Genomic DNA, 21,388 nt, shown 5'->3' on the forward strand with positions numbered 1-21,388 from the left:
CGTGACGACCAATCAGCAGGCCGACCCCCTCATCGGGCGGCTTGTCGACGGCCGCTACCGGGTGCGTGCCCGCATCGCCCGCGGCGGGATGGCGACCGTGTACGTCGCAACCGACCTCCGCCTGGAGCGGCGCATCGCCCTCAAGGTGATGCACGCGCACCTCAGCGACGACTCCGCCTTCCAGAGCCGGTTCATCCAGGAGGCCAGAGCCGCTGCCCGGCTGGCGGACCCCCACGTCGTGAACGTGTTCGACCAGGGCCAGGACGGCGAGCTCGCCTACCTCGTGATGGAGTATCTGCCCGGCATCACGCTGCGCGAGCTCCTCCGCGAGCAGAAGCGCCTCACGATCCCGCAGACCATCACCATCATGGATGCGATCCTGGCCGGTCTCTCGGCCGCGCATCGTGCCGGGATCGTGCACCGCGACGTGAAGCCCGAGAACGTCCTCCTCGCCGAAGACGGTCGCATCAAGATCGGCGACTTCGGGCTCGCGCGAGCGACCACCGCGAACACCGCGACCGGACAGCAGCTGCTCGGGACGATCGCCTACCTCGCCCCCGAACTCGTCACACGCGGAACCGCCGACGCCCGCAGCGACATCTACGCCCTCGGCATCATGCTGTACGAGATGCTCGTGGGTGAGCAGCCCTACAAGGGCGAGCAGCCCATGCAGATCGCTTTCCAGCACGCCACGGAATCGGTGCCCCGACCGAGCGTGCGCAACCCCGCCGTGCCGGAGCAGCTCGACGAGCTCGTGCTCTGGGCAACGGAGAAGTCGCCGGACGACCGACCCGACGACGCGCAGCAGATGCTCGAGCGCCTGCGGGAGATCGAACGAGACCTCGGCATCGCCCCGACTGCGGCCAGAGCCACCGCGCCGCAGCACAGCCAAGGCGACTCGGGTGACCTCACCAAGGTGATGCCGGGAACGATGGTCATCGCCGACCCCACGGCTCCGGCACCCGCCGCCCTCGACAACGCGACCCTCCTGCGACGACGAGCGTCCAAACGCCGCGCGCGCGGGGCGTTCCTCCTCACTCTCGTGCTGCTGCTGGCGGTGCTCGCCGGCGGGGTCGGCTGGTGGTTCGGTTCCGGACCCGGCTCTCTCATCGCCGTGCCCGCGGTCGCCGGAGGCACATACGACGCCGCCGCGGCGACGCTCACGGATGCCGGATTCGTGCCGTCGCAGAAGGACGAATTCTCGATCGACATCCCCGCGGGGACCGTCATCGAGACCGATCCGGAAGAGGGGGCGCGACTCGACAAGGGCGCCTCGGTCACGGTGATCGTCTCCGCGGGGCCGGCGACGCACACGCTCGACCCGTTGAACGGCCGCGCCGAGCAGGATGCGCGCGACTACCTCACCGGTCTCAAGGTCAACGTCACGGACAAATCTCTCCTGCTCTTCTCCGATGCCGACGCCGGCATCGTCATCAACGCGTACGTCACACCGCGGGCCGGCGGGGACGCCTACATCTGCGGGGACGGCTGCGAGGTCTTCGAGGACGACACGGTGGAGCTCTACGTCTCCGCCGGCGACTTCCCCGACGTCGCGGGTATGTCGGTCGGCGAGGCCACCTCCACGCTCACGGACAAGGGCCTCACCGTGACCGCGGACCCGCAGTACACCTTCAGCGACAGCGTCGCCAAGGATGTGGTCATCGGAGTGGCCGATCGTGCGGAAGAAGGCAATTGGCGGCCGGGCGACAGCGTGCAGCTCATCGTCTCCAAAGGCCCGGAGCTGTTCCCCGTGCCGGATGTCTCGGGCAAGACCTTGAACGAGGCGAAGAAGATCCTCTCCGACAAGGGGTTCAAGTCGACCTATGCCGCCTGGGGCGATCTGCCGGGCTTCGCGGAGATGGCCAAGGTCACGGGGCAGGATCCCGGCCCGGACAAGTCGCTCCCCCGTGGAGGCACCGTGAACCTCTCGATTCAGCTCAGCGGCTGAGCGCTCCGTCGGCGAACCTCCGCGAGACGTCATGAGCAAAGAGAAGGCCGCCCTCCCCGTGTTCCGGGAGGGCGGCCTTGTTCGTCTGTGTCTCAGCGCTTATGTCTCAGCGCTTCTCGAGCTCCTCGGCCACCAGGAAGGCGAGCTCCAGCGACTGCATATGGTTCAGTCGCGGGTCGCACAGGCTCTCGTAGCGCGTGGCCAGCGCGGCCTCGTCGATCTGCTCCGACCCACCGAGGCACTCGGTGACGTCGTCACCGGTGAGCTCGACGTGGATTCCGCCGGGGAAGGTGCCGACCGCGCGGTGCGCTTCGAAGAAGCCCCGCACCTCATCGACGACGTCGTCGAAGCGACGGGTCTTGTAGCCGGTCGGCGTGGTGATGCCGTTGCCGTGCATCGGGTCGGTGACCCACAGCGGCTGCGCGCCGGAATCGCGGACCGCCTCGAGCAACGGCGGCAGTGCGTCACGGATCTTGCCCGCACCCATGCGGGTGATGAACGTCAGGCGTCCGGGCTCGCGTTCGGGATCGAGCTTGTCGATCAGCGCGAGCGCGGTGTCGGGCGACGTCGTCGGTCCGAGCTTCACGCCGATGGGGTTGCGGATCTTGGAGAAGTAGTCGACGTGTGCGCCATCGAGCTCGCGCGTGCGCTCTCCGATCCACAGGAAGTGCGCAGAGGTGTTGTACGGCGTGTCCGTGCGCGAGTCGATGCGCGTCATCGGGCGCTCGTAGTCCATCAGCAGACCCTCGTGCCCCGTGAAGAACTCGACGCGCTTGAGCTCATCGAAGTCCGCTCCGGCAGCCTCCATGAACTTGATCGCGCGGTCGATCTCCGCGGCCATGCGCTCGTAGCGCTGGTTGGCAGGGTTCTGCGCGAAGCCCTTGTTCCACGAGTGCACCTCGCGGAGATCGGCGAAACCACCCTGGGTGAACGCGCGGATCAGGTTGAGGGTCGACGCCGCCGTGTGGTAGCCCTGGAGCAAGCGACCGGGGTCGGCGGTGCGGGACCCCTCGGTGAAGTCGTAGCCGTTCACGATGTCACCGCGGTAGGCGGGCAGAGTGACGTCACCGCGGGTCTCGGAGTCGCTAGAGCGCGGTTTCGCGAACTGACCCGCCATGCGGCCCATCTTGACGATGGGCATCGAGGCGCCGTACGTGAGCACGACAGCCATCTGCAGCACCGTCTTGATGCGGTTGCGGATCTGTTCGGCGGTCGCCCCGGCGAAGGTCTCGGCGCAGTCACCACCCTGGAGGAGGAACGCCTGGCCGGACGCCGCACGGGCGAGCCTGTCACGCAGGTTGTCGACCTCGCCGGCGAAGACCAGGGGCGGAAGGGTCGCGATCTGCTGGGAGACGTCGGCGACGCGGTCCGCGTCGGGCCACTGCGGCTGCTGCTTGATGGGAAGCGAGCGCCATGCATCAAGGGCTTCGATGTGGTGCGGGAGCATGCGTTCCAGCCTAGTGGTCGCGGGTACCACCCAGATCCGCGTGAGGCCTATGTGACGCGCGTGGGGAGCCGGTCCTTGACCGTCGACGCGTAGACGTCTTCGTACTTCTGCTCGCCGAGCCGCTGCAGGGCCACCATGATCTCGTCGGTGACCGAACGCAGGATGTAGCGATCGTTCTCCATGCCCGCGTAGCGCGAGAAGTCGAGGGGCTCCCCGATCACGATTCCGACGCGCACGATGCGGGGCAGCCTCCTGCCGATCGGCATCGCCGTATCGGTGTCGACCATGATCACCGGCACCACCGGGACCTTCGCCTCGAGCGCCATCCTGGCGATGCCGGTCCGACCCCGATACAGCTTTCCGTCGGGGCTTCTGGTGCCCTCGGGGTAGATGCCGAGCAGGTCGCCTCCGCCGAGCACCTGGAGTCCGGTGTTCAGCGAGGCCTCGGAAGCCTTGCCACCCGATCGATCGATGGGGATCTGTCCCGTCGCCTTCATGAAGAACTTCGTGGCCCAGCCTTTGAGGCCGCGGCCCGTGAAGTAGTCGCTCTTCGCGAGGAAGGACATCGACCGGTCGATCACCAGGGGAAGGAAGATGGAGTCGGCGAAGGAGAGGTGATTGCTCGCGAGGATCGCCGCACCGTTCGCGGGCACGTTGTTGCGCCCGACGATCCAGGGGCGGAACACCGCCTTGACCACGGGGCCGATCACCACGTACTTCATCAGCCAGTAGAACATCGTGGTGAAGTCTAGCGCCGCGCCCGGCGTCCGTGGAGTCGACTCGTTGCTCCGACCATCCACGCGACCCAGTTCCACCTGAGGCGCGACTGGGTTCCATGCCCTAGACTCGGAGGCAAGTCCGTGCCCGACCGGTACCGAAGGAGCTGCCGTGGTCCAGTTTGAAGTCCCCGCGATCGTCCCCGCCGATCCCGACGCGAACGTCGCCGACCTGCTGGTGAAGCGCGTCGAAGCCACTCCGGATCGTGCGCTGTTCTCGGTTCCGGAGGGAGAGGGGTGGCGAGACATCTCGGCCGCCGACTTCCAGACGGCCGTGACCGCCCTCGCGAAGGGCTTCGTCGCCGCCGGCATCCAGCCCGGCGAGAAGGTCGGATTCCTGGCGCGCACGACGTACGAATGGACGCTCGTCGACTTCGCGCTGTTCTACGCCGGCGCCGTGATGGTGCCGATCTACGAGACCAGCTCGCCCTCTCAGATCCAGTGGATCCTCGAGGACTCCGGTGCCATCGCGCTCATCGTGGAGTCGCCTGAGCACTTCGCCCGCGTCGACGAGGTTCGTGGCGACCTCCCGCTGATCCGCGAGGTGTGGCAGCTGCACCTGGGTGCCATCGACACCCTGACCGCCCAGGGCGCCTCCGTGGCCGATGCCGAGATCGAACGCCGGCGCTCCCTTGCGGTCGGATCCGACATCGCCACGCTCATCTACACCTCCGGCTCCACGGGGCGCCCGAAGGGGTGCGTGCTCACGCACAGCAATTTCGTCGAGCTCTCCCGGAACTCCGCCAGGGCTCTGGACGAGGTCGTCCAGACACCGGGAGCCTCCACCCTCCTCTTCATCACGACTGCCCATGTGTTCGCACGGTTCATCTCGATCCTCGACGTCCATGCGGGAGTGCGCACGGGTCACCAGCCCGATACGCGCCAGCTTCTTCCGGCGCTCGGCTCGTTCAAACCGACGTTCCTCCTCGCTGTCCCCCGCGTGTTCGAGAAGGTGTACAACTCGGCGGAGCAGAAGGCCGAAGCCGGCGGCAAGGGCAAGATCTTCCGTGCCGCCGCCGACGTCGCCATCGAGCACTCCAAGCTGCTCGAAGCGGGCAAGCCGATCCCGTTCGGGATGAAGCTCAAGTTCGCCCTGTTCAACAAGCTCGTCTACAGCAAGCTCCGCGAGGCCATGGGCGGCAATGTCGTCTACGCCGTCTCGGGCTCCGCGCCCCTCGGCTCGCGGCTCGGCCATTTCTTCCACAGCCTCGGTGTGGTGATCCTCGAGGGCTACGGCCTGACGGAGACGACCGCGCCCGCCACGGTGAATCTGGCGGACAAGTCGAAGATCGGGACGGTCGGCCCCGCCCTCCCCGGCGTCGGCGTCCGCCTCGCCGACGACGGCGAGATCGAGGTGCGCGGCATCAACGTGTTCAAGGAGTACTGGAACAACCCCGAGGCGACGGCCGAGGCCTTCAGCGAGGGCGGCTGGTTCCACACCGGCGACATCGGCAGCTTCGACTCCGAGGGCTTCCTGACGATCACCGGGCGCAAGAAGGAGATCATCGTCACGGCCGGCGGCAAGAACGTCGCTCCGGCCGCACTCGAGGACCCGATCCGCGCGAATCCGATCATCGGTCAGGTCGTGGTCGTCGGTGACCAGCGTCCGTTCATCTCGGCGCTCGTCACGCTCGATCCCGAGATGCTTCCGACCTGGCTCGCCAACAACGGCCTCGAGGCCACCATGTCGCTCGTGGACGCGTCCAAGAACGCGGCCGTCCGGGCCGAAGTGCAGCGCGCGGTCGATGCCGCCAATGCACGCGTCTCGCGAGCCGAGTCGATCCGGAAGTTCACGATCCTCGACTCCGAGTGGACGGAGGCCTCGGGGCACCTGACCCCGAAGCTCTCGATCAAGCGGAACATCATCATGAACGACTTCGCCGACGAGATCGCCGCGATCTACGACGAGCCCGTCGCGACCACGAATGTCCCGATCGGCGGCTGACCCGATCCCCCCGATGAAGAAGGGCCCCGCACGCGCGGGGCCCTTCTTCATCAGTCCGGCGTCAGAACCAGGAGCTCTCTCGCACTTCGCGCATGGCGACCTTGCGGGTCTCCGGGTCGAGCCGGGTCAGGAAGAGCTTGCCGTCGAGGTGATCGGTCTCGTGCTGCAGCGCCTGAGCGAGCAGGCCGTCCCCCTCGAGCACTACGGGGTCGCCGTCGAGATCGATCCCCTCGACGCGCGCCCAGGGATGGCGCTGCGCGTCGTGCCAGAGCCCCGGGACTGAGAGACAGCCCTCCCCCGTCGGCTCCGGCTCACCGCGCACCTCGGTGAGCACCGGGTTGAGCACATAGCCGATGTCGCCGTCGATGTTGTAGCTGAAGGCGCGCAGAGCGACGCCGATCTGCGGCGCCGCGACTCCCGCGCGCCCCGGCAGCTCGACGGTGTCGACGAGGTCGGCCACGAGTGCCCGGACCCCATCGTCGATCACCTCGATCGGGGCGCAGACCGTACGCAGGACGGGGTCGCCGAAGATGCGGATCTCACGGACGGCCATCAGGCGGCCCTGGCCCGCAGGCCCTCGACCAGCAATGCCGCGAGTTCTCGGGCGGCGATGCGGGTCTCGGGCAGAAGGTTGGCGAACACGATCGTGCCACCCCCGGCGATCTGCGGGTCGTAGGGGACCCGCACGACACTCCGTGCACGTGTGGCGAAGTGCGCCTGCAACTCGTTCAGCCGCACGAGGGGCGCCCCGGGCGTGGACTGGTTGAGGACCACGATCGCCTCGCGCGCCTGCTCGGCATACCCGTTGGTCTCGAGCCAGGTGAGGGTCTCGGATGCGAGGCGCGCCTCGTCGACGCTCAGCCCCGAGACGATGACGACCTGGTCGGCGAGATCGAGAGTTGCCGACATCACCGAGTGGACGATCCCTGTTCCCGTATCGGTGAGGACGAGCGAGTAGTAGTGCGCCGCCACGCCGGCCACGTCACGGTAGTCGCTGTCGCTGAAGGCCTCGGCGATGCGCGGGTCGGCATCGGAGGCGAGGACGTCGAGGCGTGTCGCGTCGCGCGCCACGATGGCGGAGATGTCGTGGTATCCCTTGACGTCATCGTGGATGCGGACGAGGTCGCGCACGGACTTGCGGTGATGCGGACGCACGATGCGCTCGGCGAGTGTTCCGCGATCCGGGTTGGCGTCGACGGCGATCACGCGATCTTCCCGAGCGTCGGCCAACGCCATGCCCAGCAGCGCCGTGATCGTGGTCTTGCCCACCCCGCCCTTGCGGGAGAGTACGGGCACGAAGCGCGCTCCCCCCGCGAGCGGTGCGGCGATCCGCGCGGAGAGGGCCTTGCGCTCCCGCGCACGACGGCCGTCGCCGATGTTGATGCGCCGACCGGAGACGGCATAGAGGAAGTGACTCCACGCCCCCTCGGGCTCCGGCTTCGCGATCCGGTGCGGGTCGAGCAACCGGTCGGCGGTGAGCAGATCGGCGGACTCGCGCGAGGACTCGCCCAGATCATCCAGGCGCTTCGAGGTGAGCGTCACGTCCGTGCGTGCCGCCGGGCGAGCCGGTTTCGCCACGACGGGCCTCTCTTCTGGGGTGGACACGGTGGTGGTCTCCTTCTCAGCGGACGCCCGCACGGCGGATGCCGGTGCAGGAGGAGTCGTCTCGATCTCGGATCGGGCCTGGGAGAGGAACCGGGCGGCCGCGGCTTCCTCTGCAGCCCGCCCCTCGGCGGATTCCAGATCGTCGGCGACCGGCTCAGAGTCCGGCTCATCGATGACGACCGCATCGACGACGACCGCATCGACGACGACATCGTCGACGGGGATCACCGGATCGAGTGCGGTCACCTCGATCACGATCCGTTCCATGCCGGAAGCCTCATCGATGACGGGCGCCTCGTCGATGACGGGCGTCTCGTCGATCACGCCCGTGACGACGGGAGGTTCCACGGTCGACCCGACTGTGGGCTCGACGTTCGAGGAGGCCGCCGGCTCCTCCGCCGGTTCGACGACGGGGGCCGATCCGGAGACCGGCGCGGATGCGGCGGCGTTCGCCGATGGGGTCACAGGACGGGTCTGCGATTTCGGCAGCGTCTTCGTCTTCCCCTTCGTCCCGGACTTCGGGACCTGCTCCACGGCAGGCACCTGATCGATCACGAGGTCGCCGATGACCTCGCCGTCGACGACGCCGTCGTCGGCGAGGTCATCCTCCTCGTTTCGGGGAAGGGTCACGCTGACCTGAGCGGTCCCGCCGAGGATGCCGATGCCGGCCGTGTCGAGAGACGCGGCTTCGTCGAGCACCCCCAGCGAGTTCTCCTCGGGGTCGGTGGTGTTCTTCGGTGTCACGATGTCGCTCCAAGCCTGCGCGAGCCTCGGGTGCGCACGCATGCGCGGCCCTCGCCCGCACAAGATTAGTGCGCCGGACGGATCACGACCAAAAGATCTCCGGCGTCCACCTGCTGCGTCTCGGCGATCGCGTGGCGCTCGACCACGCCGTCGACGGGGGCGGTGATGGCCGCCTCCATCTTCATCGCCTCGATGGAGGCGACGGGTTCGCCGGCCCGGACGACGGCTCCGACCTCTGCCTTCAGAGTGACGACGCCGGAGAACGGAGCCGCCACCTGACCGGGGACGGAGGTATCGGCCTTCTCGACCTCGATCGCATCGACCTTGATGGAGCGGTCCCGGACGAACACCGGGCGGAGCTGTCCGTTCAGCGTCGTCATCACGGTGCGCATGCCCTTGTCGTCCGCGTCGCCGATGGCTTCGAGCCCGACGTACAGCCGCACCCCGCGATCGATCTCGATCTGGTGCTCCTGGCCGGCGACGAGGCCGTACAGGTAATCGCTCGTGTCGAGCACCGACAGGTCGCCGAACAGCTCGCGACGCTCCGCGAACTCCGCACTGGGCGCAGGGAACAGCAGCGTGTTGAGTCGCGTCCGCCGTTCGGCGCTGGTCCCGCCGAGAGCCGCCTCGTCGTCTGCAGTGATCGCGGTGAGACCCGTACGCACGGAGCGCCCGGCGAGGACCTTGGTGCGGAACGGCTCCGGCCATCCTCCGGGAAGATCGCCGAGCTCGCCGGCCATGAAGCCCACGACCGAATCGGGGACGTCGTACTTCTCGGGATGGGCTTCGAAGTCGGCAGGGTCCGCCTTCACCGCCGCGAGGTGGAGGGCGAGATCGCCGACGACCTTCGACGACGGCGTCACCTTGGGCACACGGCCGAGGATACGGTCGGCCGCGGCGTACATGTCCTCGATGAGCTCGAAGTCGTCGGCGAGGCCGAGCGCCTTGGCCTGCTGCCGGAGGTTCGACAGCTGTCCGCCCGGGATCTCGTGGTGGTACACACGGCCTGTGGGACCGGGAAGCCCGGACTCGAAGGGCGCATACTGGCGACGCACCGCCTCCCAGTACGGCTCGAGGTCGGAGACGGCGTCGAGCGAGATGCCGCTGTCGCGTTCGGTATGGGCGAGGGCCGCGACCAGCGACGACAAGGACGGCTGACTCGTGGTTCCGGACAGCGGCGCCGATGCGGCGTCCACCGCATCCACGCCGGCGGCGCTGGCGGCGAGAAGCGTCGCGAGCTGACCGCCGGGGGTGTCATGCGTGTGCAGATGGACCGGCAGATCGAAGCGCTCGCGCAGCGCCGTGACGAGTGCGGCAGCGGCGGCGGGACGCAGCAGACCCGCCATGTCCTTGATCGCGATGATGTGCGCGCCGGCCTCGACGATCTGGTCCGCAAGGCCCAGGTAGTAGTCGAGGGTGTAGAGGTCCTCCGCGGGGTCGAGCAGGTCGCCGGTGTAGCAGAGCGCGACCTCGGCGATCGCGGTCCCGGTGTTGCGGACGGCCTCGATCGCCGGACGCATCTGCTCCACGTCGTTGAGTGCGTCGAAGATTCGGAAGATGTCGACGCCGCTGGCGGCGGCCTCCGCGACGAATGCCTCGGTCACAGCCGTCGGGTACGGCGTGTAGCCGACGGTGTTCCGCCCACGAAGGAGCATCTGGATCGCCACGTTGGGCAGAGCGGCACGGAGCTTGTCGAGGCGCTCCCACGGGTCTTCGCCCAGGAAGCGCAGCGCGACGTCGTAGGTCGCACCGCCCCATGCCTCGACCGAGAGGAGTCCAGGAGTGAGCCGCGCGAGATACGGTGCGGCAGCGACGAGATCCTTCGTGCGCACACGCGTCGCCAGAAGCGACTGGTGCGCGTCGCGGAACGTCGTATCGGTGATCGCCAGCGCCGTCTGCGCACGAAGGCTGCGGGCGAAGCCCTCCGGCCCCAGCTCGAGGAGCTTCTGACGCGAACCCGGCACCGGCTCAGAGGTCAGATCGATCGACGGAAGCTTGGTGACGGCGTCGACCTCACCGGGGTGCACGCCGTGGGGCTTGTTCACCGTGACGTCGACCAGCCAGTTGAGGAGCTTCGTGCCGCGGTCCTTGGAGACGCGACCGCGAAGCAGCTCGGGCCGCTCGTCGATGAACGACGTGCTGACGTCGCCGGCGATGAACGCGTCGTCCTCCAGGAGCGCCTGGAGGAAGGGGATGTTGGTCGAGACACCGCGGATGCGGAACTCGGCGAGGGCACGACGGGCGCGGGCGACGGCTGCCGGGAAATCACGCCCGCGGCACGTGAGCTTCGCCAGCATGGAGTCGAAGTGGGGGCTGATCTGTGCGCCCTGATGGACCGTGCCGCCGTCGAGACGGATCCCGGCGCCCCCGGGAGAGCGGTAGGTCGTGATCTTGCCGGTATCGGGGCGGAAGCCCTGCGTCGGGTCCTCCGTCGTGATCCGGCACTGCAGTGCCGCACCGCGCAGATGCAGGTTCTCCTGCTGCAGTCCCAGTTCGGCGAGGGTCTGGCCCGAGGCGATGCGCATCTGGCTCTGCACCAGGTCGACGTCGGTCACCTCTTCGGTGACCGTGTGCTCGACCTGGATGCGCGGATTCATCTCGATGAAGACGACCTCGCCGGTGCGCTCCCCCGCGGTCTCGAGCAGGAACTCGACCGTCCCGGCGTTCTCGTACCCGATGGAGCGGGCGAAGGCGACGGCGTACCCGTGCAGAGCGGTGCGCACGCTGTCGTCGAGGTTCGGCGCCGGTGCGATCTCGACGACCTTCTGATGGCGCCGCTGCACCGAGCAGTCACGTTCGAACAGGTGCACGGTCTCGCCGGTCTTGTCGGCGAGGATCTGCACCTCGATGTGGCGCGGGCGCACGACCGCCTGCTCGAGGAACATCCTGGCGTCGCCGAAGGCGCTCTCGGCCTCTCGCATCGCTTCGGCCAGAGCGGGAGCGAGGTCCCCGGCCGTCTCGACACGACGCATCCCGCGGCCTCCGCCACCGGCCACGGCCTTGGCGAACAACGGGAATCCGATCTCCTCCGCCTGGGCGACCAGCGCCTCGACGTCATCGGATGCCTCGGTGGAGCGGAGGACCGGGACACCGGCTTCGATCGCATGGCGTTTCGCCTCGACCTTGTTGCCGGCCATCTCGAGCACGTTCGATGGCGGGCCGATGAACACGATGCCGTTCGCCGCCGCCTTCTCGGCGAGCTCCGGGTTCTCGGAGAGGAAGCCGTATCCGGGGTAGATCGCGTCCGCCCCCGACTCGAGTGCGACGCGGATGATCTCGTCGACATTCAGGTACGCGCGCACCGGATGCCCGCGCTCACCGATCTCGTAGGCTTCATCGGCCTTGAGCCGATGGACGGAGCCGCGGTCCTCATGCGGGAACACCGCGACGGTGCGCGCTCCCACTTCGACAGCCGCACGGAAGGCACGGATCGCGATCTCGCCGCGGTTCGCCACAAGGATCTTCTGGAACATGCACACCTCTGGGAGCTCGATGCGCAGCGTTTTCGATGCGCATGGGGCGGGGCTGAGTGTTCCCCCAGCCTAGGGGAAGGTAACGTGGTCTCCGTGCACGTACTCAGCGTCAGCTCTCTCAAGGGAGGCGTCGGCAAGACGACCGTGACACTCGGGCTGGCCTCTGCGGCTTTCGCCCGAGGCGTCCGGACTCTCGTCGTCGACCTCGACCCGCAGTCCGACGTCTCCACCGGGATGGACATCCAGGTGGCCGGACGACTCAACATCGCCGACGTCCTGGCGAACCCGAAGGAGAAGGTCGTCCGTCAGGCGATCACCTCCAGCGGCTGGGCGAAGGTGCACCCGGGCACGATCGACGTGCTCATCGGCAGCCCCTCCGCGATCAACTTCGACGGCCCGCACCCGAGTGTGCGCGACGTGTGGAAGCTCGAAGAGGCCCTCGCCTCCGTCGAAGCCGACTACGACCTCGTGCTCGTCGACTGCGCGCCGTCCCTGAACGCGCTGACCCGCACGGCGTGGGCTGCGAGCGACCGTGTCATGGTCGTCACCGAACCCGGCCTCTTCTCCGTCGCCGCAGCCGACCGCGCCCTCCGCGCGATCGAGGAGATCCGACGCGGACTCTCGCCCCGGCTCCAGCCGCTCGGCATCGTGGTGAACCGCGTGCGCCCCCAGTCCATCGAGCACCAGTTCCGCATCAAGGAGCTGCGCGACATGTTCGGGCCGCTCGTGCTCTCCCCTCAGCTGCCCGAGCGCACGTCTCTGCAGCAGGCTCAGGGTGCCGCCAAGCCGCTGCACATCTGGCCCGGAGACTCCGCCCAGGAGCTCGCCGCCGACTTCGACCAGTTGCTCGACCGCATCATCCGCACCGGTCGCATCCCCGTCCCCGAGAGCGGTCAGCAGAGCTGACCCTCCCGACGCGCACAGCGAAACGGCCGCCCTCTTCGAGGACGGCCGTTTTCTGTATGACGTGAGACGTCAGGCGGAACGCTTGGTGCGACGCGCGGACAGCTCGTCGACAGGGTCCGGAGCGGTGGCATCGAAGGCGACGAGCGTCGACTCCACCTCACGGAGCACCTTGCCGACGGCGATTCCGAAGACACCCTGACCGCGGCTGACGAGGTCGATGACCTCGTCGTTCGACGTGCAGAGGTAGACCGAGGCGCCGTCGCTCATGAGCGTGGTGCCTGCGAGATCGCGGATGCCGGCGCGACGGAGTTCCTCGACGGCGGTGCGGATCTGCTGCAGCGAGATGCCGGTGTCGAGAAGGCTCTTCACGAGCTTGAGGACGAGGATGTCGCGGAAGCCGTAGAGACGCTGCGAACCCGAGCCGCTCGCGCCTCGGACGGTGGGCTCCACCAGCTCGGTGCGAGCCCAGTAGTCCAACTGACGATAGGTGATGCCGGCGGCACGAGCAGCGACCGCACCACGGTAGCCGACCTCGTCATCCATGGCCGGAAGGCCGTCGGTGAAGAGGAGTTCGGGTACGAACCGCGGGTCGCCTGTGAGCTCATCCGCATTCATCTGAAATCCTCCCTGGAACGGTTATCTTCCACGGTAGAGCAGTGCCTGGGCACCGGCAATCACATCCGTGCCGCGGCGAAGGTGTGTCGCAATCAGTTCGTTACGAAAGCACGCGCGAGAGCGCATCCTTGACGAAGAGCGAGCGCACTTCGTCGATGCGCGTGGCGAGCTCGGGAGCGAGCTCGCTGGCTTTCGCTCGGGAGGCCGCATCGGTCCGGCGGAGCAGCGCGGACATGGCGGATTCGATGAGGGCGACCTCGCGCTCGGCGCCCTGACGCAGCGAACGAAGGTGCCGCGGCTCGATGCCGTGGCGGTCCAGGCCGACGAGACCGCGAAGCAGCGTCACCGTCGCCTCGGGGTAGCTCTCCTGAGCGGTGATGACGCCGGTGCTGATGGCGTCGTTGAGGAGCTGCGGGCCTGCTCCGGCCGCGGCGAGGAGCTCGTCGCGGCGGTACCGGCGGGGCGCCGGGGTGATCGACGGCGGGGGCACGAGAGCAGTCGCGTCTCCCCCGGCGTCGACGTCGTCGAGCTGTTCGCGGATGACGCTCAGAGGAAGGTAGTGATCACGCTGCAGCGTGAGTCCGAGCCGGAGGCGCTCGATGTCGGACGCCGAGAACTTGCGATAGCCGGAGTCGGTGCGAGAGGGGGTGACGATGCCCTGCACCTCGAGGAAGCGCAGCTTGCTGGAGGTCAGGTCGGGGAACTCCGGGGTGAGCCTTGCGAGCACCTGACCGATACTCAACAGACCCGCGGACGCAGAGCGTTCGCGGGCAGGAGAGGCCGCCATCAGGCGTTCGCCGCCGGGCGGTCGTGCGGAGAAGCGAAGAAGTTCAGACGGAACTTGCCGACGCGGAGTTCGGAACCGTCCACCAGGGTGCTGCGATCGACACGCTCGCCATTGACGTAGGTCCCGTTGAGCGAACGCTGGTCGATGATCTCGAACGTGGACCCCGTGCGCGTGATCTCCGCATGCCGGCGCGAGACCGTCACGTCGTCGAAGAAGATGTCGGCCTCGGGGTGACGGCCGACGGTCGTCACGTCGGTGTCGAGGAGGTACCGGGCTCCGGCGAGAGCGCCGGAGCGGACCAGCAGAAGCGCCGATCCCGCAGGCAGCGCGGCGATCGCCGACTGCTCGACGTCGGTGAGTTCCACTCCGAACGGCACGAACGACAGATCGGAATCGTGCCCGAACGTCTGCGTAACGTCGTGTCTCTGCTCACCGGAACGGTGGATCGCGGCTTCTCCGGCCGGTCGGCTGTCGCTGTCAGTCACTGTGCCCTCCTGGTTGTCCAGACTAACGGATGCCGGGCCGGTCGCGGGAGGCCGCTTCCACACTCAGCCGCCCCATACCGAGGATTCATAGGCTGTACTCGTGAAGACCAAAGCTCTGAGCCGCTCGGCCGCCCCGATCGCCCTCGCCGCGACCCTGCTCGCCGCCTTTCTCGTGCTCCTCTCCCCTCTCTCCGCTTCTGCGCACGACGCACTCGTGTCGTCGTCGCCGGCGGCAGACGAGTCGGTCGAGGTCGTTCCCGCCGCGTTGACGCTCACCTTCAACGCGAAGCTGATCGGCGGCGAAGGCGCCACCGAGGTCGTCGTGACCGATCCGTCCGGCGCCTCCATCACCGATGGTCCGGCGACCGTCGACGGCGCGATCGTCACGCAGCCCTTGACGGGCTCGGGGCCGGCCGGCGCCTACCACGTGATCTGGAAGGTCGTCTCCAGCGACGGGCACCCCACGTCGGGCGAGTACTCCTTCACCGTCACCGTCGGCGACGAAAGCGCCGCGACGACCGAACCCAGCGCCGCGCCGACCACGACGCCGCCGACGGCCGAGCAGACGGCAGCCCCCGCCCCCACGGCCACGACCGTGACGGAATCCGGCGATTCTGCCGACGGGTCCGCCTGGATCTGGGTGGTCGTGATCGTCGCCGTGCTCGTCGTCGCCGGCGTGGTCGTCTGGATCGTCATGAGCCGCCGCGGCGGAGGCCCCCGGACCGATTCCGACCCCTCCTCCGAGCGATAGGCTTAAGGCATGCCACACTACGACGTCGTCATCCTTGGTGCAGGTCCTGGCGGATACGTCGCTGCGGTTCGCAGCGCGCAGCTCGGTCTGTCCACCGCGATCATCGAGGAGAAGTACTGGGGCGGTGTCTGCCTCAACGTCGGCTGCATCCCCTCCAAGGCGCTCCTGAAGAACGCGGAACTCGCCCACACCCTGAATCACAAGGCTGATTTCTTCGGAATCTCCGGTGAGTTCACGATCGACTTCGGCAAGGCCTTCGATCGCAGCCGCGAGGTGGCCGAAGGCCGCGTCAAGGGCATCCACTTCCTCATGAAGAAGAACAAGGTGACCGAGTACAACGGTCGCGGCACCTTCACCGGCCCCAAGGTGATCTCGGTCGCCAAGGCCGACGGCACGACCGAAGAGGTCACCTTCGACAACGTCATCATCGCCACCGGCTCCAAGGTCCGCCTGCTCCCGGGCGTCACGCTCAGCGAGAACGTGGTGACCTACGAAGAGCAGATCATGACCCGTGAGCTGCCCGAGTCGATCGTCATCGTCGGCGCCGGCGCCATCGGCATGGAGTTCGCGTACGTCCTGACGAACTACGGCGTCAAGGTCACGATCATCGAGTTCCTCGACCGTGCGCTCCCCAACGAGGACGCCGACGTGTCGAAGGAGATCACGAAGCAGTACAAGAACTACGGCGTCGACATCCTCACCTCGACCAAGGTCGAGTCGGTCGTCGACAACGGCTCCTCGGTCACCGTCACCTACACCGGCAAGGACGGCCAGCAGAGCTCGATCGAGGCCGGCAAGGTCCTCATGTCGGTAGGGTTCGCCCCGAACATCGAGGGCTTCGGGCTCGAGAACACCGGCGTGAAGCTGACCGAGCGCGGCGCGATCGACATCGATGACCACATGCGCACCAACGTCGACGGCATCTACGCGATCGGCGATGTGACGGCCAAGCTGCAGCTCGCCCACGTGGCGGAGGCGCAGGGCGTCGTCGCCGCCGAGACCATCGGCGGAGCCGAGACCCAGACGCTCGGCGACTACCGCATGATGCCGCGCGCGACGTTCTGCTCCCCGCAGGTCGCGTCGTTCGGTCTCACGGAGCAGCAGGCCAAGGACGAGGGGCGCGAGATCAAGGTCGCGACCTTCCCGTTCATGGCGAACGGCAAGGCACACGGCCTGGGCGAGCCGGTCGGCTTCGTCAAGCTGATCGCCGATGCCGAGCACCTCGAGCTCATCGGCGCCCACATGATCGGCCCCGACGTCTCCGAGCTCCTCCCCGAGCTGACGCTGGCCCAGAAGTGGGACCTGACGGCTCTCGAGCTGGCCCGCAACGTGCACACCCACCCGACGCTGTCGGAGGCGCTGCAGGAGGGCTTCCACGGCCTCGCCGGTCACATGATCAACTTCTGATCGAGACTCCTCACGAAGGCCCGGTCCGCCGACAGCGGATCGGGCCTTCGTGCGTCTCCGAGGCCGTCAGAGGCCGCGCATGGTGAGGAGGCCGGTCGTCCATCCGCGCAGCGGTGCCGATCCGAGCCCCTGCATCAGCATCTCCCGTCCACGCACGACCGTCCGGGGAGCGGGAGCGCCCATCGACATGTAGAACGCCGAGCGGCGCTGCGCCCGGGAGGCCGATCTGCGCGCATGCCGTTCATATCCCGACAGGTCGGGCGCCCGACTCGGCAGCGTCCTGACGAGGGCGGTGGCGAGGCGAACGGCATCCATCCACCCGAGGTTCATCCCCTGCCCGCCGATCGGACTGATCTCGTGCGCGGCATCGCCGAGGAGCACCAGCCGCCCGCGCTGCAGTCGCGTCGCCGCGTGCTGCGCGGCGACGAATGACGTCGGCATCGCGTCCGCCGCGGGGGCGACGGCGATTCCCGTGCGCGTCTCGATGGTCGCGCAGAATTCCTCGATGCTGCGCAGACCTCCGCCCTCCGCTTCCCGCACCACCCACCGGCGCTGTCCACCGGGAAGTGGGAACGACTCGACGAGTCCCTCCGGTTCGCAGTGCAGCGCGGCGCGCGCGTCGGGTGTCGCATCGGCGAGGTCGACCATCGCATAGGAGGCCCGTCCGAGGCGGCGGCGCCACCCGGCGTCGATCCGGTCACGGAGTCGGCTGCGCACGCCGTCCGCGACGACCACCACGGAAGCCGACAGCTCGTGCGGTCCGTCGGGGGAAGCGCATGCGATCTGCACGGCATCCACGGTCTGCCGTACGCCCCGCACGTCGTGTCCGAGAAGCAGCGACTCGGGGGAGAGCGACTGCAGGCGTGCGCGCAACAGTGCGCCGGTCCGCGGCTGCGGGAGGATGAGGATCGGGTGATCCTGCCCGAACGTCAGAGTCGCCAGAGTCCGGCGGCGACTGCGCACCTCGCCGCCGTCGAGGCGCAGCGCCTCCGCCCGCACCGCGTCACCGATGCCCGCGGTATCCAGAGCCTCCAGCCCCGGACGGTGGATCCCGATCGCCCTGGTCCGCTCATCCGCATCCGTACGGCGCTCGCACACAGCGACATGCCTCCCCTCCTGCACCAGCAGACACGCCAGCAGCAGCCCGACGGGCCCCGCTCCCACGATCAGGACGTCATGGTCGGGCACGGTCTCCCTCCCACCGCAGTTCCAGACGAGCGGGCACACCCCCGCTGACGATCCAGCCACTCGGGGCGATCGCTGCGAGCTCGGAGACCGTGTACGAACGGCGGATGCTGATGAGGCCGTCCTCGCGGATGAACGAGTCCGCGAGCAGAGTTCCGGAGACCGGCCACGTCGCCGCGGCGAACAGCGCATGAGCCGTGCGGCTGCGGGCGATGTCGTGATGGGATACCAAGCCGTCCGGAGCCGCGAGCTGCACGGAGTCGCTGAGCACGGTCCGGAGTTCGGCGTCGTCGAGATGGTGCAGCACGTGGTTCGACAGCACCACGTCGTAGGTCTCGCCCGCCGCCACCAGCTCGGTCGTGAGGGCGCGGCGATACCGGATGCCGGCGCCGCGATCGTGCGCCGATGCCCAGCGGATCGCCCGCTCGTCGACGTCGAGAGCGGTGATCTCGGCGTCGAGCCCCTCATGACGCAATCGCCGGGCGAGCAGACGGCAGAGGTCGCCCCCGCCCGCCCCCACGTCGAGGATCCGCAACGACCGGCGCAGAGCCCGAGGCCGGATGTCACGACGGTAGAAGGTTCCCGGGCGGGAGACCAGAGCGTTCACGAACCCGAACCGCCCGTAGGTCCGGGCCAGCTTGCGCGCATCGGCGTGCGGATCGTCCATCAGCTCGCGGGCGCCGACGTCCCGCGTGGCGAGGGACCGCCTCATGACTCGGTCGAGGCGACGACGGTCATCAGCGCGCTCTCGGCGGTGAGCCCCGGGCCGAACGCCATCGCAGAGACCCGGTCCCCTGCCCTCGCCCCCTCCTCCTCCAGGATGTGTTTGAGGACGAACAGCACGGTCGCGCTGGACATGTTTCCGTTCTGCCGCAGCACCTCCCTGGCCGGGTGCAGCTGCGCGTCACTGAGGTGCAACCGCTCCTGCACCTTGTCGAGGATGCTGCGCCCACCGGGGTGGATCGCCCAGTGCTCGACCACCTCCCCCACGCTGCCGGCCTCGAAGGCCTCGCCGAGACTCTCTTCCGCGGCATAGAGCGGACGGAGGGCGCCGATGATCGTCTCGCCGATGATCTGCGGAACCGCGGTGGAGAGGATCATCTCGAATCCGGTGTCGCCGATCGTCCAGGCCATGTCCTTCTCGCCCTCCGGCGCTATCGCGGTGTGGAAGCGGTCAAGGCGCAGCCCGGTCGAAGGAGAGGGAAGGTCGCGGGCCGTGACGATTCCGGCAGCCGCACCATCGGCGAACAGGGACGAGGCGACGATCGTGTCGGGGTCCTCCGAGGAGCGCAGATGCAGCGTGCACAGCTCCACGCTCACGACCAGGACGACCGCGTTCTCGTCCGCCGCGCAGAACTGACTCGCTGCGCGGAGCGCCGGCATGGACGCATAGCAGCCCATGAAGCCGAGGTGGAAACGCTGCACCGCATCGGACAGCCCGAGGGCGCGGACGATCTCGTACTCCGGGCCGGGGGCATGGAATCCGGTGCAGGAGACCGTGATGACATGCGTCACATCGGCGGGCCCGAGATCGGGGTCGGAACCGATCGCTCGCCTCGCAGCCTCGACGAACAGCCGCGTGGCCTCACGCGTGTAGAGGTCGTTGCGTACTTTGGTGCCGGGGGCAAGCAGCCTCCCGGTTCGCCGGTCGAAGAAGACGGGATCGGTCGTGTCGGATGCGAGCGACAGCTCATCGATCACCGTGTGCCTGGCGTCGATCCCTGAGACGTTGAAGGACGTCGTGACGATGCGCTGCGCCAGCCTCCCGAGGTCGGGCTGCTGCGCGAAGACATCACGCACCTGCTCCTGGACGAGAACGGTGTCGGGGACGATCGTCTGCAGCGATCGAAGCACAGGCGGTCGGCTCATGGTGTCACTCAAGCACTGCGCACCGTCTCGGGGGAAGGGGTTGCGCGCGACCGCGGCCTGCCCTAGAAGCCGAGCGCCCGCGCAAGCTTGGAACCGGATGCCGATTCGCGGCCTCCGGCTGCGCGGACGGCCTGCTCAACGGCGTCGAAGAACAGGGCACGCCCCGCGTCATCGGACGGCGCCGCGGGCCCGAGCTCCATCTCCCATTCCCGCCATTCGCGCAGCACGTTCTGACGCAGGTCGGTGGCGCGCACCCGGTCGTCGACGAACTCGGCGACGACCCCGCCGGGGCCCGTGAGCAGATAGGCGGTGCGGTCGTTCTCGATGCGTGCGAGCGGGGTGAGGGGTGCGCTCGTCCACTCCGAGACGGTCTCTGCGACGGCGGGAGGAAGCTCATCGCCCTCGCCCAGCGGCCAGCCGATCTCGAGTCGCCCGTCACCCTGCCGCGGACCCTTCACATGCCAGCCCTCATCGGGCCCGCCGGTACGACGACGCAGCGCCACGCCGCTCTGCGAGAGAGCACCGTCGGCGGTGTCGAAGTACCGGGCATCCAGGATGCGCTCCTCGCCGGAGGTGACGGTGTCGACTCCGGGGATCGCGTCCCAGTGCGGCAGCGGCGTCTCGAGATCGACGTCGTACTTGCGCTCGACCTCGACCGTACGGGACGGTTCAGTCATCGTCGAGCGTGAGGTCCTCGAGAGACTCTTCGAACCAGTAGTCGATCTCGGTGGGCCCATCGTTGGGGCCGGTGTTCTGCGGTCCGCCTCGGCGGTTGTACACCACCTGCGTCTCGCTGTAGGGGACGATCAGCTTGTCGTCCGCGTCGCCGAGAGGGATGATCTGCCCGTCGAGCGGGCCTCCGTGAAGCCGTGCGAGTGCCATGTGCTCAGGGTAGCGCCGTCGGTGCGGTATCCGGGCGAGGCATGCGGATTCCTCCGAGGGCGGCGTCATCCGAGGACGACGCCGAGAAGGGCGCCGGCGATCATCCACGGCCCGAAGGCGATGCGCGTGGAACCGTCCGCTCTTCGCAGCAGGATGAGCATGAGCGCGTAGAGCGCCCCCAGCACGAAGGCCGCTGCCGCGCCGACCGCCAGCGCCTGCCAGCCGTGCCATCCCAACACCAGGCCGATGACGGCGGCGAGCTTCACGTCTCCCCCACCCATCCCCGCACGGCTGATGACCCGCAGCACCGCGTAGAAGCCGCCGAGCAGCAGCATGCCGAGGAGGGCACGGAGGAACGGCCCGCTCTCCCCCGTGCACAGGGCATCGATCGCGCCGAGTCCGATCAGGGAGGCGAGCGTCGGCAGCACGATGCGGTTCGGGAGCCGGTGTGTGCGGACGTCGATCGCGATGAGCCAGGTCCCGACGCCCAGCAGGAGACCGTGCACGAGGACGACGAGGGCGAGTCGGATATCCATCCCCGCAGAGTAGGAGATAGCCGACCG

19 protein-coding genes are annotated in these 21,388 nt (G+C 68.3%); 5 read left to right on the forward strand and 14 right to left on the reverse strand.

Annotation, left to right across the window (positions count from 1 at the left end; translation table 11 throughout):
- Position 1 precedes the first annotated feature (1 nt).
- Positions 2-1,948, forward strand: coding sequence for a Stk1 family PASTA domain-containing Ser/Thr kinase (pknB, locus tag DW307_RS14415; RefSeq protein ID WP_029264908.1), 1,947 nt, complete (start codon positions 2-4; stop codon positions 1,946-1,948).
- Between the two features lie 106 nt (positions 1,949-2,054).
- Here pknB and DW307_RS14420 read toward each other — a convergent pair whose 3' ends face one another.
- Both DW307_RS14420 and DW307_RS14425 read right to left on the reverse strand, forming a co-directional pair.
- Positions 2,055-3,395, reverse strand: coding sequence for a class II 3-deoxy-7-phosphoheptulonate synthase (locus tag DW307_RS14420; RefSeq protein WP_017830214.1), 1,341 nt, complete (start codon positions 3,393-3,395; stop codon positions 2,055-2,057).
- Positions 3,396-3,442: 47 nt separating this feature from the next.
- Positions 3,443-4,132, reverse strand: a complete 690-nt coding sequence (locus DW307_RS14425; protein WP_021199324.1) for a lysophospholipid acyltransferase family protein — start codon at positions 4,130-4,132, stop codon at positions 3,443-3,445.
- A 151-nt stretch (positions 4,133-4,283) separates the two neighbouring features.
- On the opposite strand from DW307_RS14425, the gene DW307_RS14430 reads away from it, so the two are divergent.
- The gene (locus tag DW307_RS14430; RefSeq protein WP_136025038.1) at positions 4,284-6,116 is read left to right on the forward strand and encodes an AMP-dependent synthetase/ligase; all 1,833 of its coding nucleotides are present in this window, start codon (positions 4,284-4,286) and stop codon (positions 6,114-6,116) included.
- 61 nt (positions 6,117-6,177) lie between these two features.
- On the opposite strand, the gene def is transcribed toward DW307_RS14430, so the two are convergent.
- From def to DW307_RS14445, 3 genes are all read right to left on the reverse strand, one after another.
- On the reverse strand, positions 6,178-6,669 hold the full coding sequence (gene def, locus DW307_RS14435; protein ID WP_029258363.1) for a peptide deformylase: 492 nt from the start codon (positions 6,667-6,669) through the stop codon (positions 6,178-6,180).
- Positions 6,669-8,465 (reverse strand): MinD/ParA family ATP-binding protein, encoded by a 1,797-nt coding sequence (locus DW307_RS14440; RefSeq protein ID WP_136025039.1) that lies wholly within the window; start codon positions 8,463-8,465, stop codon positions 6,669-6,671. The genes def and DW307_RS14440 overlap by 1 nt, the downstream gene beginning before the upstream one ends.
- A 65-nt stretch (positions 8,466-8,530) precedes the next feature.
- Complete coding sequence (locus DW307_RS14445; RefSeq protein ID WP_136025040.1) at positions 8,531-11,938, reverse strand: pyruvate carboxylase; 3,408 nt, start codon at positions 11,936-11,938, stop codon at positions 8,531-8,533.
- Positions 11,939-12,031: 93 nt separating this feature from the next.
- Here DW307_RS14445 and DW307_RS14450 point away from each other — a divergent pair, with 93 nt between their 5' ends.
- Positions 12,032-12,844 (forward strand): ParA family protein, encoded by an 813-nt coding sequence (locus DW307_RS14450; protein WP_029258366.1) that lies wholly within the window; start codon positions 12,032-12,034, stop codon positions 12,842-12,844.
- A 69-nt stretch (positions 12,845-12,913) separates the two neighbouring features.
- Here the strand turns inward: DW307_RS14450 and DW307_RS14455 are convergent, their stop codons facing one another.
- The 3 genes from DW307_RS14455 to DW307_RS14465 form a co-directional block, all read right to left on the reverse strand.
- Positions 12,914-13,459, reverse strand: a complete 546-nt coding sequence (locus DW307_RS14455; RefSeq protein ID WP_021199318.1) for a MerR family transcriptional regulator — start codon at positions 13,457-13,459, stop codon at positions 12,914-12,916.
- 100 nt (positions 13,460-13,559) lie between these two features.
- On the reverse strand, positions 13,560-14,246 hold the full coding sequence (gene ftsR / locus DW307_RS14460; RefSeq protein ID WP_021199317.1) for a transcriptional regulator FtsR: 687 nt from the start codon (positions 14,244-14,246) through the stop codon (positions 13,560-13,562).
- Positions 14,246-14,731, reverse strand: coding sequence for an FHA domain-containing protein (locus DW307_RS14465; protein ID WP_029258367.1), 486 nt, complete (start codon positions 14,729-14,731; stop codon positions 14,246-14,248). The genes ftsR and DW307_RS14465 overlap by 1 nt, the downstream gene beginning before the upstream one ends.
- A gap of 100 nt (positions 14,732-14,831) precedes the next feature.
- On the opposite strand from DW307_RS14465, the gene DW307_RS14470 reads away from it, so the two are divergent.
- Together DW307_RS14470 and lpdA are read left to right on the forward strand one after the other, a co-directional pair.
- On the forward strand, positions 14,832-15,482 hold the full coding sequence (locus DW307_RS14470) for a copper resistance CopC family protein (RefSeq protein WP_029258368.1): 651 nt from the start codon (positions 14,832-14,834) through the stop codon (positions 15,480-15,482).
- Between the two features lie 9 nt (positions 15,483-15,491).
- Entirely contained in the window at positions 15,492-16,889 is a 1,398-nt protein-coding gene (lpdA, locus tag DW307_RS14475) for a dihydrolipoyl dehydrogenase (RefSeq protein WP_136025041.1), read from the forward strand.
- 66 nt (positions 16,890-16,955) lie between these two features.
- On the opposite strand, the gene DW307_RS14480 is transcribed toward lpdA, so the two are convergent.
- From DW307_RS14480 to DW307_RS14505, 6 genes are all read right to left on the reverse strand, one after another.
- Positions 16,956-18,077, reverse strand: coding sequence for an FAD-dependent oxidoreductase (locus DW307_RS14480; protein ID WP_168441040.1), 1,122 nt, complete (start codon positions 18,075-18,077; stop codon positions 16,956-16,958).
- A complete protein-coding gene (locus DW307_RS14485; RefSeq protein WP_029258371.1) occupies positions 18,064-18,786 on the reverse strand; it encodes a methyltransferase domain-containing protein in 723 nt (240 codons plus the stop codon). The genes DW307_RS14480 and DW307_RS14485 overlap by 14 nt, the downstream gene beginning before the upstream one ends.
- A complete protein-coding gene (locus DW307_RS14490; RefSeq protein WP_029258372.1) occupies positions 18,783-19,943 on the reverse strand; it encodes a type III polyketide synthase in 1,161 nt (386 codons plus the stop codon). The genes DW307_RS14485 and DW307_RS14490 overlap by 4 nt, the downstream gene beginning before the upstream one ends.
- 62 nt (positions 19,944-20,005) lie before the next feature.
- Positions 20,006-20,620: a CYTH domain-containing protein gene (locus tag DW307_RS14495; RefSeq protein ID WP_029258373.1), complete on the reverse strand. Its 615-nt coding sequence runs from the start codon at positions 20,618-20,620 to the stop codon at positions 20,006-20,008.
- Complete coding sequence (locus DW307_RS14500) at positions 20,613-20,825, reverse strand: hypothetical protein (protein ID WP_029258374.1); 213 nt, start codon at positions 20,823-20,825, stop codon at positions 20,613-20,615. Before DW307_RS14500 ends, DW307_RS14495 begins: the two co-directional genes overlap by 8 nt.
- A gap of 65 nt (positions 20,826-20,890) precedes the next feature.
- Positions 20,891-21,361 carry a prepilin peptidase gene (locus DW307_RS14505; RefSeq protein WP_029264901.1) on the reverse strand — a complete coding sequence of 157 codons (471 nt, stop codon included), beginning with the start codon at positions 21,359-21,361 and terminating at the stop codon, positions 20,891-20,893.
- Positions 21,362-21,388 lie beyond the last annotated feature (27 nt).

The organism is Microbacterium sp. K27 (assembly GCF_004794435.1).
Taxonomy (GTDB): domain Bacteria; phylum Actinomycetota; class Actinomycetes; order Actinomycetales; family Microbacteriaceae; genus Microbacterium; species Microbacterium maritypicum_A.

Excerpts from the sequence above, each read along its gene's own strand:
- DW307_RS14420 (WP_017830214.1), bottom strand. The coding sequence starts at position 3,395 with ATGCTCCCGCACCACATCGAAGCCCTTGATGCATGGCGCTCGCTTCCC.
- DW307_RS14425 (WP_021199324.1), bottom strand. The coding sequence starts at position 4,132 with ATGTTCTACTGGCTGATGAAGTACGTGGTGATCGGCCCCGTGGTCAAG.
- def (WP_029258363.1), bottom strand. The coding sequence starts at position 6,669 with ATGGCCGTCCGTGAGATCCGCATCTTCGGCGACCCCGTCCTGCGTACG.
- DW307_RS14445 (WP_136025040.1), bottom strand. The coding sequence starts at position 11,938 with ATGTTCCAGAAGATCCTTGTGGCGAACCGCGGCGAGATCGCGATCCGT.
- DW307_RS14455 (WP_021199318.1), bottom strand. The coding sequence starts at position 13,459 with ATGAATGCGGATGAGCTCACAGGCGACCCGCGGTTCGTACCCGAACTC.
- ftsR (WP_021199317.1), bottom strand. The coding sequence starts at position 14,246 with ATGGCGGCCTCTCCTGCCCGCGAACGCTCTGCGTCCGCGGGTCTGTTG.
- lpdA (WP_136025041.1), top strand. The coding sequence starts at position 15,492 with ATGCCACACTACGACGTCGTCATCCTTGGTGCAGGTCCTGGCGGATAC.
- DW307_RS14485 (WP_029258371.1), bottom strand. The coding sequence starts at position 18,786 with ATGAGGCGGTCCCTCGCCACGCGGGACGTCGGCGCCCGCGAGCTGATG.
- DW307_RS14490 (WP_029258372.1), bottom strand. The coding sequence starts at position 19,943 with ATGAGCCGACCGCCTGTGCTTCGATCGCTGCAGACGATCGTCCCCGAC.
- DW307_RS14495 (WP_029258373.1), bottom strand. The coding sequence starts at position 20,620 with ATGACTGAACCGTCCCGTACGGTCGAGGTCGAGCGCAAGTACGACGTC.
- DW307_RS14500 (WP_029258374.1), bottom strand. The coding sequence starts at position 20,825 with ATGGCACTCGCACGGCTTCACGGAGGCCCGCTCGACGGGCAGATCATC.
- DW307_RS14505 (WP_029264901.1), bottom strand. The coding sequence starts at position 21,361 with ATGGATATCCGACTCGCCCTCGTCGTCCTCGTGCACGGTCTCCTGCTG.